General features: G+C 68.1%; 12 protein-coding genes. 9 read left to right on the plus strand and 3 right to left on the minus strand.

Annotated features, from left to right (window positions below; translation table 11 throughout):
• Nucleotides 1-80: 80 nt before the first annotated feature.
• Together ilvD and EV147_RS17555 are read right to left on the minus strand one after the other, a co-directional pair.
• On the minus strand, nucleotides 81-1,940 hold the full coding sequence (ilvD, locus tag EV147_RS17550; protein WP_130392490.1) for a dihydroxy-acid dehydratase: 1,860 nt from the start codon (nucleotides 1,938-1,940) through the stop codon (nucleotides 81-83).
• A 271-nt stretch (nucleotides 1,941-2,211) separates the two neighbouring features.
• Nucleotides 2,212-2,778, minus strand: coding sequence for a lipocalin family protein (locus tag EV147_RS17555; RefSeq protein WP_130392491.1), 567 nt, complete (start codon nucleotides 2,776-2,778; stop codon nucleotides 2,212-2,214).
• A gap of 322 nt (nucleotides 2,779-3,100) precedes the next feature.
• On the opposite strand from EV147_RS17555, the gene EV147_RS26295 reads away from it, so the two are divergent.
• Together EV147_RS26295 and EV147_RS17565 are read left to right on the plus strand one after the other, a co-directional pair.
• Nucleotides 3,101-4,867, plus strand: coding sequence for a BON domain-containing protein (locus EV147_RS26295; protein WP_235844797.1), 1,767 nt, complete (start codon nucleotides 3,101-3,103; stop codon nucleotides 4,865-4,867).
• Nucleotides 4,868-5,084: 217 nt separating this feature from the next.
• The gene (locus EV147_RS17565) at nucleotides 5,085-5,909 is read left to right on the plus strand and encodes a class I SAM-dependent methyltransferase (RefSeq protein ID WP_130392492.1); all 825 of its coding nucleotides are present in this window, start codon (nucleotides 5,085-5,087) and stop codon (nucleotides 5,907-5,909) included.
• Here the strand turns inward: EV147_RS17565 and EV147_RS17570 are convergent.
• Nucleotides 5,896-7,245, minus strand: a complete 1,350-nt coding sequence (locus EV147_RS17570; RefSeq protein WP_130392493.1) for a tetratricopeptide repeat protein — start codon at nucleotides 7,243-7,245, stop codon at nucleotides 5,896-5,898. The two genes, EV147_RS17565 and EV147_RS17570, sit on opposite strands and share 14 nt — an antisense overlap.
• 313 nt (nucleotides 7,246-7,558) lie before the next feature.
• Here EV147_RS17570 and EV147_RS17575 point away from each other — a divergent pair, with 313 nt between their 5' ends.
• From EV147_RS17575 to EV147_RS17605, 7 genes are all read left to right on the plus strand, one after another.
• Nucleotides 7,559-7,927, plus strand: coding sequence for a hypothetical protein (locus tag EV147_RS17575; protein WP_130392494.1), 369 nt, complete (start codon nucleotides 7,559-7,561; stop codon nucleotides 7,925-7,927).
• 148 nt (nucleotides 7,928-8,075) lie between these two features.
• Nucleotides 8,076-8,405: a hypothetical protein gene (locus tag EV147_RS17580; protein ID WP_130392495.1), complete on the plus strand. Its 330-nt coding sequence runs from the start codon at nucleotides 8,076-8,078 to the stop codon at nucleotides 8,403-8,405.
• Between the two features lie 325 nt (nucleotides 8,406-8,730).
• Nucleotides 8,731-11,577, plus strand: coding sequence for a monovalent cation/H+ antiporter subunit A (locus EV147_RS17585; RefSeq protein WP_130392496.1), 2,847 nt, complete (start codon nucleotides 8,731-8,733; stop codon nucleotides 11,575-11,577).
• Complete coding sequence (locus EV147_RS17590; protein ID WP_130392548.1) at nucleotides 11,577-11,903, plus strand: Na+/H+ antiporter subunit C; 327 nt, start codon at nucleotides 11,577-11,579, stop codon at nucleotides 11,901-11,903. Before EV147_RS17585 ends, EV147_RS17590 begins: the two co-directional genes overlap by 1 nt.
• Nucleotides 11,900-13,450 carry a monovalent cation/H+ antiporter subunit D gene (locus EV147_RS17595; protein ID WP_130392497.1) on the plus strand — a complete coding sequence of 517 codons (1,551 nt, stop codon included), beginning with the start codon at nucleotides 11,900-11,902 and terminating at the stop codon, nucleotides 13,448-13,450. The genes EV147_RS17590 and EV147_RS17595 overlap by 4 nt, the downstream gene beginning before the upstream one ends.
• 3 nt (nucleotides 13,451-13,453) lie before the next feature.
• Nucleotides 13,454-13,957, plus strand: coding sequence for a Na+/H+ antiporter subunit E (locus EV147_RS17600; protein WP_130392498.1), 504 nt, complete (start codon nucleotides 13,454-13,456; stop codon nucleotides 13,955-13,957).
• Nucleotides 13,942-14,217, plus strand: coding sequence for a K+/H+ antiporter subunit F (locus tag EV147_RS17605; RefSeq protein WP_130392499.1), 276 nt, complete (start codon nucleotides 13,942-13,944; stop codon nucleotides 14,215-14,217). Before EV147_RS17600 ends, EV147_RS17605 begins: the two co-directional genes overlap by 16 nt.
• Nucleotides 14,218-14,225 lie beyond the last annotated feature (8 nt).

Here is a 14,225-nt window from a genome sequence, read left to right on the forward strand (position 1 = left end):
AAGTTCAGGGGGATGCGGAGTCCAATGCCGCCGGCTTTCTCCCCTCTCCCGCATTGCGGGAGAGGGGAGAAAACCAGGAATCAGTCGTCCAGCAGCGACAGATCGCGCACGGCGCCCTTGTCGGCAGACATCACCAGCTTGGCGTAGGCCTTGAGTGCGCCCGAGACCTTGCGCGGACGCGGCTTGGCCGGCTTCCAGCCACGCGCGTTCTGTTCCTCGCGGCGGCGTGCCAGTTCCTCGTCTGACACCAGCACATTGATCGTGCGGTTCGGGATGTCGATGCGGATGCGGTCGCCGTCGCGCACCAGGCCGATGGCGCCACCGGCGGCCGCTTCGGGCGAGCAGTGGCCGATCGACAGGCCCGAGGTGCCACCCGAGAAGCGGCCATCGGTCAGCAGTGCGCAAGCCTTGCCCAGACCCTTCGACTTGATGTAGCTGGTCGGGTAGAGCATTTCCTGCATGCCGGGGCCGCCCTTCGGGCCCTCGTAGCGCACGATCACGATGTCGCCGGCCTTGACCTTGTCGTTCAGGATGTTCTCGACGGCCTCGTCCTGCGATTCGGTGACGTGGGCCGAACCCTCGAACACGTGGATGCTCTCGTCCACGCCGGCGGTCTTCACCACGCAGCCGTCGAGCGCGATGTTGCCGAACAGCACGGCCAGGCCGCCTTCCTTCGAGAACGCATGTTCGTAGGAGCGGATGCACCCTTCTGCACGGTCCAGGTCCAGGCTCGGCCAGCGCGTGTCCTGGCTGAAGGCGACCTGCGTCGGGATACCGGCCGGGCCAGCCATGTAGAACTTGCGTACCGCTTCATCCTTGGTGCGCACGATGTCCCACTGGTCCAGTGCGTCGCCGAGGGTAGCCGAATGCACGGTCGGGGCATCGGTATGCAGCTTGCCCGCGCGGTCGAGCTCACCGAGGATGGCCATGATGCCGCCCGCGCGATGCACGTCCTCGATGTGGTACTTGTTCGTATTCGGCGCCACCTTGCAGAGCTGCGGCACCACGCGCGACAGGCGGTCGATGTCGGACATCGTGAACTCGATGCCGGCCTCCATCGCGATGGCCAGCAGGTGCAGGATCGTGTTGGTGGAGCCGCCCATGGCGATGTCCAGCGTCATGGCGTTCTCGAACGCCTTGAAGCCCACCGAGCGGGGCAGCACGCGCTCGTCTTCCTGCTCGTAGTACATGCGGGCCAGGTCGACGATGCGGCGGCCGGCGCGCTTGAACAGCTGCTCGCGGTCGGCGTGCGTGGCCACCACGGTGCCGTTGCCCGGCAGCGAGAGACCCAGCGCCTCGGTCAGGCAGTTCATCGAGTTGGCGGTGAACATGCCCGAGCACGAACCGCAGGTGGGGCAGGCGGAGCGTTCCACCTCGGCCACCTCGGCGTCGGAGTAGTTCGAATCGGCGGCGATCACCATGGCGTCCACCAGGTCGAGCTTCTTGAACTCGATCTGCTTGGTGACCGGGTTGGCCAGGCGCGTCTTGCCCGCTTCCATCGGGCCGCCCGAGACGAAGATCACGGGGATGTTCAGGCGCATCGCGGCCATCAGCATGCCCGGGGTGATCTTGTCGCAGTTCGAGATGCAGACCATTGCGTCGGCGCAGTGGGCATTGACCATGTACTCGACCGAATCCGCGATGATGTCGCGGCTCGGCAGCGAGTACAGCATGCCGTCATGGCCCATGGCGATGCCGTCGTCCACGGCGATCGTGTTGAATTCCTTGGCCACGCCGCCGGCGGCCTCGATCTCGCGCGCCACCAACTGGCCCAGGTCCTTCAGGTGGACGTGGCCGGGCACGAACTGGGTGAACGAATTGACCACCGCGATGATCGGCTTGTTGAAGTCGTCGTCTTTCATGCCGGTGGCGCGCCACAGCGAGCGGGCCCCCGCCATGTTGCGGCCGGCGGTGGAGGTTTTGGAACGGTATGCGGGCATTTTGTGGGTGCTGAAGAAGTGTCGCGTGAAACGGCGCGTGAAATCAGGCGGGCCAGCGGGATTGGGGCCCTTCGCTCGCCCGTGCTGGCAACCTCTTGAGTCGCGCCCGGGGCAAAGCCGGGGATTATCCCATACCGTCCCGCCCCGTGCGCGCCGCAGTCAGTCGTGGGTCGCGCGGGTTTCCAGGAATTGCACCAGCAGCGAATGTGACGCATGAGCCATCCGAAGCCGGAGACCCCGGCCATCGCCGAGCAAGGCGGGGCCCGGGCTGTCACTGCGCGGTCTTGCGCAGCATGGCCGTGTCATAACCCAGCGCGCGGGCCCGCTCCATCAGCATCAGGCCCACCGATTCGTCGGGACGGGCTTCGCGCGTGAGGATCCACAGGTAGCGTCCCGAAGGCTCGCCGACGATGGACCAGCTGTAGTCGTCGGCGTGGTCGAGCACCCAGTAGTCGCCCACGTAGAACGGGCCGAAGAACGAGACCTTGAGCTTGGCGTTGCCGCTGTCGGGCACTACCTTGGCGCGCCCTTCGGAGACGCGCGCGCCGCCGCCTTTCTCGCCGCCATTGCCGCATGTGTTGCGCACCGAGACCAGGCCGTCTTCGCGCAGGCCGTACTCGGCGGTGACAGCCTCGCAGCCGCGCTCGAACCTGTTCTCGTAGCGCGCATATTCGTACCACTTGCCGAGATAGCGCTGCAGGTCGACGGTCTTGGCGGGCTGCGGCACGGCGTGGTTACCACGCTTGCCAGCCGCGAAGCCGCCACAGGCCTGGACGAGCAACGCGCAGCCAACCAGCACGGCGCTTGCGGCGGTGAAGTGCAGGACGGATCGTTTCAAGGGGCTCTCCTGTCTTTGACTGACAGGCGGATTATGCGGAACCTGACCGCGTGATCAATGCTGCGGGCGACGAATCAGACAAACGCCGACAGGGGCGCGTTGAGGCGCCAACGCTTCTCCGGGCGCATGCGCAGCTTTTATACGGCAGTGAAAGATTGGCGGGCCGTGCCGGGGGCCGGGCGCAGGTTCAGGTGCCTCCCGCTACGCATGCCGCAGCGGTATGGAACTTGCGTCAAGAACGATTCGCAATGCGCGGCATGGGCTGGTTACAGGCCGCCCGTACCGTGCAGTCATTCCCTTGACGCACTTACCGGAGACGCACATGGCTCAGGACAACAACGGACGCAATGGTTCGGACGACCGCTACACGGACGACCAGCGCGGCAGTGCACAACGTGGCGACCGACAATCCGGCAGCGGATCCTGGCAGCGCCAGCAGCAAGCCGACAGCGGCGCCTGGATGTCGCAACGGCAGCAGGGCGGCAGCCAGGACTGGCAGGGCGGCGCGCAGCGGCAGCAAGGTGGCGGCAGTGACTGGCAGCGCGATCTCTCGTCGTCCTCGTCGTCGAGCCACTATGGCAACGAAGACAGCAGCCGGGGCGGCAACCAGCGTGGCGGCTATGGCCGCGAGACCGACCGAGAGTGGGGCCGCGACCGGGACTTTGGCGGCAACTCCCAACGCATGGAAGATGAACGCTATACCGGCATGCGTGCGAACCAGGGTGCCGGCCAGGGCTACCAGGGCCCGCAGCGCACGCAGGACGATGACGCCTATCGTTCTTCGCAAGGCTACGGTGGCGGCCGTGAACAGAGCCGCAGCCAGGGCGGGCAGTGGGGCCAGGGTGGCTACGGCCAGGGTGGGCAGGGCGGAGGCTACGGGCGCGAGGATTACCAGCGCGACCTGCAACGCTCGCAGGGCGCCCGCCGCAGCGATGAGCGCTATGGACGTGGCGAGCAGGGCTACGGGCGCCGCGACCAGGGCTATGGCGAAGGCCGCTATGGCGAGTATGGCGAGGGGCGCTCGGGGCGCGGTGGCGACGAACGCTTCGGCCAGCAGCGTTTCGGGCAGCAGCGCGGCGGTGAACGCGAGCGCTGGGGCGACTGGCATCAGGAAGACAGCAGCAATATGGGCCACCAGCCGGGACGCCAGCAGCAATGGCGCCGGGGCAGCGAGCAGCAGGGCATGCAGTCGTGGGACGAAAACCGCGATCGAGGCGGCCAGCGCGGCCAGGGCCAGCAGCGTTGGGGCGGTTCGGGCGGCGCAAGCAGCCAGACCTCGCTTGAACGCAGCTATGGCGGCTATGGTGGCATGGGTGGCCGTCAAGGCGGTGCTGGCGACGCCGAGCGGCGCGGCTACGAACAGTTCACCGGGGCAAACGAGCGCAGCGGCATGACGCGCGGCCAGGGTAGCCAGGGGGGGCGCTGGGGCCAGGGCGGCCAGGGCGGTGAAGGCGGCCAGGGCTATGAGAGCTTCGGCGGCGAATCGCAGCAGCGCCGGCAACGCGTGGGTCCGAAGGGCTACACGCGCTCCGACGACCGCATCCGCGAGGATCTTTGCGAGCGCCTGACGCACTCGGGCCGCCTCGATGTGCGCGATGTGGAAGTCAGTGTTTCCGAAGGCGTGGTGACGCTGAATGGCGCCGTGCAGGATCGGCAGCAGAAGTATCGTATCGAGGACATCGCCGACGAGATCTTCGGCGTCAAGGAGGTGCAGAACCGCATCCGTGTCTCGCGTCAGGAGGGCGGCCAGCAAGGCGGCGGCTCGAACTGGGCCAGCCAGTCGTCGCAGCCCGGCCTGACCGGCCAGTTGGGGCAGGCCGGCCAGACCGCGAGCCAGAACACCGCGAGCCAGAACACCGCGGGCCAGGGCACGGCGGCCGGCACGACGGGCGGCAGCTCGGGCAGCGGTGCGAGCAACAAGACGGCCCAGCAGCAGGGGCAGGTCAGCGGCATGAGCACGAGCGGCAGCGCCACGGGCTCGTCGGCCAGCAGCTACGGCGGTGGCCTGGAGGCCGGCCGCAGCGGCACCCCTCCGGCGGGCACCGACCCGCACGGTGGCACCACCACACCGGGCAAGTCGTCCACCTGATGATGGCCTAGCCGTCACATTGCAGTGACCACCCCGCCGCGCAACGCAGTTGCCGGCGGGGTTTCTGCGTTCCGAGCCCGGTCCACCCGGGCGAGGGGTCAACTATCGATTGATTGCCCGAGGGCCATGGTCTACAAAACCAGAACCCCGGGGGCCACGGCCGGGCCGCTGCCCTTGCAGTGTGCCCGCCGCCATCGATCGAAAGGGGAGACAGCAGATGAACGCGACAAATCCGAACAAGGCGCTGTGGGAGAAGGGCGATTTCACACGGCTGGCGGCCACCATGCGCGAGAGTGGCGACAAGGTGGTGGAGAGCCTGGGCGTCAAGCCGGGCATGAAGGTGCTTGACCTTGGCTGTGGCGACGGCACCACGGCGTTGCCCGCGGCGAAACGCGGTGCCGAGGTGCTGGGCGTGGACATCGCCAGCAACCTCGTGGCGGCCGGCAAGCGGCGGGCGGAGGAGGCCGGGCTCGCCAACCTGCGGTTCCAGGAGGGCGACGCCTGCGCGCTGACCGACCTGCCGGACCAGACCTTCGACCTCGCGCTGAGCATGTTCGGTGCGATGTTCGCGCCCAAGCCCGACGACGTGGCGCGCGAACTGGTGCGCGTGGTCAAGCCGGGCGGGCGCATCGTCATGGGCAACTGGATTCCAAACGATCCCACGCTCGTGGCGCAAGTGCTCAAGACCAGCATGAGCTATTCGCCACCGCCGCCGGAGGGCTTCATCAGCCCGATGCTGTGGGGCAGCGAGGCCGCCGTGACCGAGCGCTTCGGCAAGGCCGGCGTGCCGCCCGAGAACATCTCGTTTTCCAGGGAAACCTACGAGTTCCAGTTCCCGGGCTCTCCATCCGAGCTGCTGGCCGTGTTCCGCAACTATTACGGGCCGACCATGAACGCCTTTGCGGCCGCCGAGGCCAATGGGCGGGCCGACGACCTGCAGCGCGAGCTGGAGGCGCTGTTCACGGCGCAGAACAAGGGCGGCAGGGACGGCACGACGTCGATCCCCGCCACGTTCCTGCGCGTGACCGTCAAGCGGCCCTGAGTTCGCTGCGGGTACCGCACGCGGCGGCGCGCCGCACCAGCAGTTCAAGGCTGGGGCTCATGGGCTTGAGCGCGGCGCGCTCGGCGGCCAGTGCCTGCGACAGGTTGCCCCGGCCTGCCCGCAGCGCTGCCTCGATCAGCGTGAGGGCGAGCACGTCGCGCTGCGCATGGCTGCCGCCGAAGCGGTGCGCGATGAGCCGCACCGGCAGCAGCCGTTCGATGGTGAGGTCGTAGTCGCCGTGCGCGAAGGCAATCAGTGCGTCGGCCACGGGTAGCCCCACGTCGCGCGCCATGGCGGCGTTCGTCCCGCTGCCTTGTGCCGCGGCCATCAGTCCGGCGCGCAGTTCGGACGCCGCCTCGGGGCGGCCCGCGCCCAGGCTGGCCAGGATCGCGTGCACGTCATTGAACGCGTAGTAGCCATGGGCGCCCCGTCCGAGCCAGTCGTCGGCCACCGGCTGCCAGCGATCGCCCACGTCGACGCCGCGCAGGTGCAGCCGCCACAGCATTGCCGACGCATCCACGAGATCGAGTGCGATGGCGGGGGCGGGCCGCGCCACGTGCCGGTCGTAGAGGTCGAGCACGGCGGCCGTATCGCCCGCTTCGAGCCGGAACAGCGCCAGATGCCACCAGTTGTGCACGGCCAGCATGTTGTCGTCGGCCCAGTCTGCCTGCCGGCCTTCGAGCCAGGCCGCGCCATCGTCGATGCGCCCCTCCATTTCCATCACATGCGCCACGGCGTGTACCGCCCAGGGGTCGCGCGGGTTCAGGGCGAGTGCGCGGCGGCCGGCATCCTCGGCCCGCGCATAGAGCTGGGTCTCCTCGAAGCCGAATGCCTGCATGCCGAGCAGGTAGCTGTAGCCGGGCATCTGTGCGTCCCAGTGCGGCAGCACCTGGCCGATGCGATCGCGCAGCATCGATGACTGCCCCAGCAGAAAATCGCAGAGGTGGGCCACCTGGATGGCGAGCAGGTCGCGCGGGTAATCGACCACGATCTCGCCGTATTGCTGCAGCGCGCGGTAAAAGCGTCCGTCCAGCCATGCCCGTGCCGCGGCGATATGGCGGCGCTCGCGGTCGTTGGCATGGGCCAGCAGGGCCTCGCCGGCTTCCACGCTCTGGCGCAGCAGCGGGGCCGCCGTGCCGTCGCCCGCCGTCACCATCAGGCCGGCGCGCAGCGCGTGGCCCATCACGAATGCCGGATCGGCTTCCAGCGTGGCGTCGATGGCCGTCAGCGGGTCGCCGTAGTAGCCGTTGAGCAGGTGCAGCGCCGCGTCGAAGCGCTCGACCGAACGTGCGTGCTGGGTGGAAACGGTCAGGCCTCGGCCATCGGTAAGTGCCATGGTGTGCTCCGGTTTGCGCCCGCACGGGCTGCGCGGGGAAGGACGACAGCGTAGCCATCCCTGCGCGCGGCGTATCGGGACACCGGTCCCGGTTGGCGCGGACGGCTGACCACGGGCCGGGACAATCGGGGGAATCGCGACAATCGGGACGACCGGCGGCAACCGGGGACGATCCGCGCGCGTAAATATCAGCAGTGGCGGGCACGCCGCAAGGCTCGTAAATGACGGTTGCAAAATGGCACAGAATGTCAGAGGCCTCGACGCTACAGTGGGCGTTCCCAATGCCTGTAGGCGTTTTAACGGAGGAATCTGAATGAAGCAACATCTGGCGAAATCCCTGTTGATGGCTGGTGCGCTGGTCGCGTCGTATCCGCTGCTGGCGCAGCAGTTTCCCGCCCAGCAGGCCCAGCCGATGCCCGCCCCGCAGTCCTACCAGCCGGCCCCGCTGGCGCCGCCGCCGCCGGTAGCTGCCCCGGTCCAGCAGCAGCCCAACCCTTACGCCCAGGGCTCGATGCAGGGCGTGCAGACTGGCGTGCCGCCGGCGCCCGGTGCCGTTGCCCCCAACACGGCCTATGCCCCGCCGCCACCGCCGGCCGCGGTCGATCCGGCCAGCATGTCGCTGCCGCCCGATGCGCTCGGCACCCGCCTGGGGCAGCGCAATCCGTTCCTCGACGGCGCCTGACGCCTTCGGCAAGGCTTGCGTCCGGCGCGCAGCCGGATTTGCAGGTCTTGCCGTGAAAAAATTACCGCGTGCGCGGCAACTGACTACAGTTAGTGGTGTCCGTGCGCCGGGGTGGCACGGGCACGGTCATTGCCTGTGAAGGTCCACCATGCAAGAGCTCGCTTTCCGCACGCTGCTGTACCGCTATTTCTTCTTCGACTGGCTGTTCAAGGACGCCAGCCGGGGCGACGTCATGGCGCGCGCCGCCGCCTGGCGCTTCAACCAGGCGCGCGCCCACTGGCTGCTGACCTATATGCGCCGCTGGCTCTGGTGCGGCGTGGCGCTCTATGGCATGGGCTGCGCCGTGGAGGTGCTGATGCGCGAACCGGGCCTGTCCGTGATCTTCTACCTGCCCGGAGCACTCAGCGTCCCGGTGAACATGGTGATCGGCGTGATGTGGGTAGGGCTCAAGGCGTTTCCCGGGCCGGTGCGGATGTAGGTTTTTCTGTATGCAGGCGAATCATGCCGGCCCCGGAGGCCGGCATTTTTTCGTCCGGGCGACGGGTGCGTCAGAGAAAACCGACTGGCCGGGACGGCGGTCGTGGGGCAGAATGGGGACGATGTGCTCCCGGCGTCTGTTTCTTCCCTGTTCTGCGTCCCTCTCCCGCGCGTGGGATACGGGGCCGGGGAAGAGGGCCGGTGGCCCATCCCCCACAGGTCACAATCTGAACCGCTCACCCTCTCCCCCGCCCCCCTTCCGATAGCGGGAGAGGGGATTCGACAGGAGACCCGATGACGCTACAGCCAGCGCCGGAGCCCCGCCGATGCTGATGATCGCGCTAGTGGCGCTGCCCTTTGCCGGCGCGTTGATCGTTCAACTCTGCAAGCGCGCGGGCGCGACGGCCGCGTTCGCCATCGCCGCCGTCACTGCGCTGGCCGGACTCGGCGTGCTGGCGACGGCGTGGCCCGGCATCGAGGGCGGCACCGTCTTCGCGTGGCGCCGCGAGTGGCTCGCCTCGATCGGCCTGAACCTGAGCCTGCGCCTCGACGGCCTGTCCTTCACCTTCGCGCTGCTGATCGACGGGATTGGCCTGCTGGTGACGGTCTACGCCCGCTACTACCTGCCCCGAGTGGCGTCCACGGTACGTTTCTTCACGCTGCTGCTGCTGTTCATGGGCGCAATGCTGGGCGTGGTGCTGTCGGGCAACCTGCTGCTGATGCTGGTGTTCTGGGAGATGACCAGCATCGTGTCGTTCCTGCTGATCGGGTTCTGGTCCTACCGCTCCGAAGCGCGCAAGGGTGCCCGCATGGCACTGACGGTCACCGGCGCGGGCGGGCTGGCGCTGTTGGCGGGTGTACTGCTGCTGGGCCGGATCTGCGGCAGCCTGGAACTGTCGGACGTACTGGCACAGGGCGGCATGGTGCAGCGCCATCCGCTGTATCCGGCGATGCTGGTGCTGGTGCTGCTTGGAGCCTTCACCAAGTCGGCGCAGTTTCCGTTCTTCTTCTGGCTGCCGCACGCAATGTCGGCGCCGACCCCGGTCTCGGCCTATCTGCACTCTGCCACGATGGTAAAGGCAGGCGTCTTCCTGCTGGCGCGGCTGTATCCGGTGCTCGACGGCACGCCATGGTGGTTCTATATCGTCAGCCTGGCGGGCCTGATCACGCTGGTGGGCGGCGCGGCGATGGCGCTGCTGCAGCGCGACCTGAAGGGGCTGCTGGCCTACTCCACGATCAGCCACCTGGGGCTGATCACGTTGCTGTTCGGGCTCGACACCCAACTGAGCACGGTGGCCGCGTTGTTCCACATCATCAATCACGCGGTGTTCAAGGCGTCGCTGTTCATGGCTGCCGGCATCATCGATCACGAAACCGGCACGCGTGACCTGACGCGGCTGCGCGGCCTGTGGCGCTACATGCCCCATACCGGCGCGCTGGCCATCGTCGCCTCGCTGTCGATGGCCGGCGTGCCGCTGCTCAATGGCTTCCTGAGCAAGGAAATGTTCTTCGGCGAGACGCTGGCGCAGGACCTGTTCGGCTATTTCAACTGGGTCGTGCCGGCTGCCGCCACGCTGGCGGGCGCGCTCAGCGTGGCCTATTCGCTGCGCTTCATCTACGGCGTATTCTTCGATGGCAAGCCCGACGACCTGCCCAACTATCCGCCGCACGAGCCACCCCGGTTGATGAAGTTTCCGGTCGAAATTTTGGTCGTGATCTGCCTGGTGGTGGGCCTGGTGCCGAATATCACGGTCGGCGCGCTGCTGCAGATCACGGCGGCGGCCACGCTGAACGGGCCGCCGCCCGAATACAGCCTGAGCCCGTGGCACGGCGTGAACCTGCCGCTAGTGATGAGCCTGGTTTCGCTGGTGGCGGGTACCGCGCTGTTCTATTTCCGGCGCGAGGCGTTCCATCGCCACCACGAGACGCTGGCGCTGCTCAACGCGCGGGACCGCTTCGAGGACCTGATGCGGGCGCTGGGCTGGGTGGCCGCGCGGCTGACCGCCGCGCTCGAAAACGGCTCGCTGCAGCGCTATGTGGCGCTGCTCGTGGCGGCCATGGTGCTGCTGCCGGCCTGGTATCTGCTGGGCGCGGGCACCCTGCCTTTCCCGGCCGCCATCGGTGCGCTGCGTGGGCCGCTGCCGCCCGCGCCGCTGGACCCAGCCACTGGCGCGGGTCTCGCCATCCTCGCGCTGGGCGCGGTCGTGGTGGTGGGCTGGCGGCGCCAGCGGGTGGCGGCGCTGTCGATGCTGAGCCTGTGCGGCCTGATGATGGTGCTGCTGTTCGGCCGGTTTTCCGCACCCGATCTCGCGTTGACGCAGGTAACGGTCGAGGTGGTGACGATCCTGCTGATGGTGCTGGCTCTCTACTTTCTGCCGGGTGACAACGGCCAGTCGCCGGGGCGGACCACGCCCGCGCGCTGGATGCGCGACGGCGCACTGGCGCTGGCCGGCGGTGCGTTCACGAGTGCCGCCGCCTACGCGGTCATGACGCGGGCATACGATTCGATCGGCGAGTACTTCGTGCGCAACAGCGTCAGCGGGGGCGGCGGAACCAATATCGTCAACGTGATCCTCGTGGATTTCCGCGGCTTCGATACCTTCGGCGAGATCTGTGTGCTGCTGGTGGCCGGGCTCGGCGTGCAGGCCATGCTCAAGGGCTTGCGGCTCACCGCGCCGCAGTTCGATATCAACGGGTCGCCGTGGGCCGGGCAGAGCCATCCGCTGCTGCTGGCCATCCTGGCGCGGCTGATGCTGCCGCTGACGCTGCTGGTGGCGGTGTTCATGCTGCTGCGCGGCCATAACCTGCCCGGGGGCGGGTTCGTGGCCGCGCTGGTCACCAGTATCGCGCTGCTGATGCAGTACGTGGCCAGCGGCGTGTTGTGGACCGAGTCGCGCATCATGGTCAACTATCGCGTGATGGCGGGCGCCGGCATCCTGCTGGCCGGGCTGACGGGCCTCGGCAGCTGGTTCTTCGGCTATCCGTTCCTGACGACCGCGTTCGGGCATTTCCACCTGCCCGTGATCGGCGAGTTCGAACTGGCCACCGCGATGCTGTTCGATCTCGGCGTCTACTTCACGGTGGTGGGCACCACGCTGTTGATCGTGTCGCATCTCGGTGTGCGCGACAAACGCATCCTCGCCAGCACGCATGACCACAACGGAGGCCGATGATGGAAGCCGCGTTCGCCGTGACGATCGGGGTGTTGACCGCCAGCGGGCTGTTCCTGCTGCTGCGCGCGCGCACGTTCACCGTGGTGCTCGGGCTCACACTGATGTCATATGCCGTCACGCTGTTCCTGCTCTCGATGGGGCGCCTGGCCACGGCCCGCCCGCCCGTGATCATGGACGGTGCCCGCTACGCCGACCCCGTGCCGCAGGCACTGGTGCTGACCGCCATCGTGATCAGCTTTGCGATGACCGCGTTCGCCATCGTGCTGTCGCTGCGCTCGCTCGGGCTGTCAGGCACGGACCACGTTGACGGCGTGGAGCGCCCATGAACCAGGCCCTGCTGCTGCCGCTGCTGGTGCCGATGTTCGCGGGCGCGTTGCTTGCGATGATGCCGGCGCGCCGCCAGACCTGGCAGCGTGGCGTATCGGTGGCGGCCTCGCTGGCCCTGCTGCCGGTGGCGGTCTGGCTGCTGTGCGTGGCCGACAGCGGCGCGATTCCCGTCGTGGCAATGGGCAACTGGCCCGCGCCGTTCGGCATCGTCCTGCAACTGGACCGCCTGGGCGCGCTGATGCTGGTGTTGACGGCAGTCCTCGCGGTGGCCGCCTCGGTCCATGCCAGTTGCGGCGATGCGCGGCTCGGGCGGCATTTCGACGCGCTGTTCCAGTTCCAGCTGATGGGGCTCAACGGCGCCTTCCTGGCGGGCGACCTGTTCAACCTGTTTGTGTTCTTCGAGATCCTGCTGATTGCCTCGTACTCGCTGCTGGTTCACGGCGGGGGCGCGCGGCGCATCGGGCCGGGGCTGCACTACGTGCTGATCAACCTGGTCGGTTCGAGCTTCTTCCTGATCGCCATCGGCATTCTGTACGGGCTGACCGGGACACTGAACATGGTAGACATGGGCGTGCGGCTGCAGGCGCTCGACGCCTCGTCGCAGCCGCTGGCGGTGGCAGGCGGCACGATGCTGCTGCTGGTGTTCCTGCTCAAGGCCGCTGCCTTTCCCCTCTATTTCTGGCTGCCGCGCGCCTACGCCGGGGCCACGCCGTCGGTGGCCGCGCTGTTCGCGGTCATGACCAAGGTCGGCGTCTACGCGGTGCTGCGCACGCAGGCGCTGGTCTTCGGGCTCGATACCGGGCCGCTGGCTGGCTTCATGCACGGCTGGCTCTGGTGGCTGGCGCTGACCACGATGGCGGTAGGCGCCATCGGCGCGCTGGCCGCGCGCGAGGTGCGCGTGCTGACCGGGTATCTGGTGCTGACTTCGGTCGGAATGCTGCTGGCGGGCACGAGCCTGCAGACCTATGACGCGTGGGCCGCCGTGCTGTACTACCTGCCGAGCACCACGCTCTGCACGGCCGCGTTGTTCCTGCTGGCCGGCGCGCTCGATACGCGCCAGGAGCCAGCCGATCCCGCGTTGGAGCGTCCCGCCGGAAAGGCCGGCGGCCGTGCGGTCAAGCGGCCCGGCATGCGCATGGAGGGCGCGCTGTTTCTCGTGGCCATCGTCACGGCCATCGGGCTGCCGCCGATGTCGGGCTTCATCGGCAAGACCATGCTGCTGCGCGCCACGCTCGGGCCCGGCGCGCCGGCCGCGTGGCCGGTCATCCTCGGCGCCAGCCTGCTGTTGCTGGTGGCGGCCAGCCGGACCGGCAGCCGGCAGGTCTGGAGCGCACCCTACGTGCGCCATGGGGTGCGCTCGCCGGGACGCCGGGTCGTGCTGCGGCGCTGGAAGCTGGCTTGCGCGATGTTCCTGCTCGCCGGCAATCTCGCACTGGTGCTGTTTGCCGGGCAGGTGGAGCGCTATGTCGATGCCACGGCGGGCCAGCTCACCGACACCCCGGCCTACCGGCAGGCCGTGCTCGGCACGCCAGCGCAGGGGGACTGAGCGATGCTCAAACGGCTGTTTCCCCATCCCTGGCTCAGCGTGGTGCTGCTGCTGATCTGGCTGTTGCTGGTCAACGAAGCCTCGGCGGGCCATCTCCTGCTCGGCGCGTTGCTGGGGTGGGTTATCGCGCTGCTGGTGGGCCGGCGGCTCTGGCTGCGCCCGATGGCGTTGCGGCGGCCCGACCTGATGCTGCGGCTGGCGGGACGCGTGCTGTACGACATCGTCCACGCCAACGTGGAGGTGGCTGCGCTGGTGCTGGGGCCGATGCGGCGCATGCAGCCGGCGTTCATCCAGGTGCCGCTCGACCTCGACCACGAAATGGCGCTTACGGCGCTGATCAGCATCGTCTCGCTGAGCCCCGGCACGCTGTGCGCCGAGCTGAGCGACGACCGGCGCGTGCTGCTGATCCACGTTCTGAACCTGCGCGACGAGGCGCGGCTGGTCGATACGATCAAGTCGCGCTACGAGGCGCCGCTCAAGGAGATCTTCGTATGCTTGCCGTCGTGATTCCAATTGCCCTGGCGCTCCAGGGGCTGGCTTTCCTCCTGACCGTGGCGCGTCTGCTGCGCGGCCCAAGCCTGCCGGACCGCATCATCGCGCTCGATACGCTGAGCATCAACGCCATCGCGCTGCTGGTGCTGTACGGCATGGTCATCGATTCCACACTGTTCTTCGAGATCGCGCTGCTGATCGCGGTAACCGGCTTCATCGGCACGGTGGCGTTGACCAAGTACCTGCAGCGTGGCGACATCATCGAGCTGCGCTAGGAGACCGG

The organism is Cupriavidus agavae, from assembly GCF_004217045.1.
GTDB lineage: Bacteria > Pseudomonadota > Gammaproteobacteria > Burkholderiales > Burkholderiaceae > Cupriavidus > Cupriavidus agavae.

Excerpts from the sequence above, each read along its gene's own strand:
- ilvD (WP_130392490.1), bottom strand. The coding sequence starts at position 1,940 with ATGCCCGCATACCGTTCCAAAACCTCCACCGCCGGCCGCAACATGGCG.
- EV147_RS26295 (WP_235844797.1), top strand. The coding sequence starts at position 3,101 with ATGGCTCAGGACAACAACGGACGCAATGGTTCGGACGACCGCTACACG.
- EV147_RS17565 (WP_130392492.1), top strand. The coding sequence starts at position 5,085 with ATGAACGCGACAAATCCGAACAAGGCGCTGTGGGAGAAGGGCGATTTC.
- EV147_RS17570 (WP_130392493.1), bottom strand. The coding sequence starts at position 7,245 with ATGGCACTTACCGATGGCCGAGGCCTGACCGTTTCCACCCAGCACGCA.
- EV147_RS17575 (WP_130392494.1), top strand. The coding sequence starts at position 7,559 with ATGAAGCAACATCTGGCGAAATCCCTGTTGATGGCTGGTGCGCTGGTC.
- EV147_RS17580 (WP_130392495.1), top strand. The coding sequence starts at position 8,076 with ATGCAAGAGCTCGCTTTCCGCACGCTGCTGTACCGCTATTTCTTCTTC.
- EV147_RS17585 (WP_130392496.1), top strand. The coding sequence starts at position 8,731 with ATGCTGATGATCGCGCTAGTGGCGCTGCCCTTTGCCGGCGCGTTGATC.
- EV147_RS17590 (WP_130392548.1), top strand. The coding sequence starts at position 11,577 with ATGGAAGCCGCGTTCGCCGTGACGATCGGGGTGTTGACCGCCAGCGGG.
- EV147_RS17595 (WP_130392497.1), top strand. The coding sequence starts at position 11,900 with ATGAACCAGGCCCTGCTGCTGCCGCTGCTGGTGCCGATGTTCGCGGGC.
- EV147_RS17600 (WP_130392498.1), top strand. The coding sequence starts at position 13,454 with ATGCTCAAACGGCTGTTTCCCCATCCCTGGCTCAGCGTGGTGCTGCTG.
- EV147_RS17605 (WP_130392499.1), top strand. The coding sequence starts at position 13,942 with ATGCTTGCCGTCGTGATTCCAATTGCCCTGGCGCTCCAGGGGCTGGCT.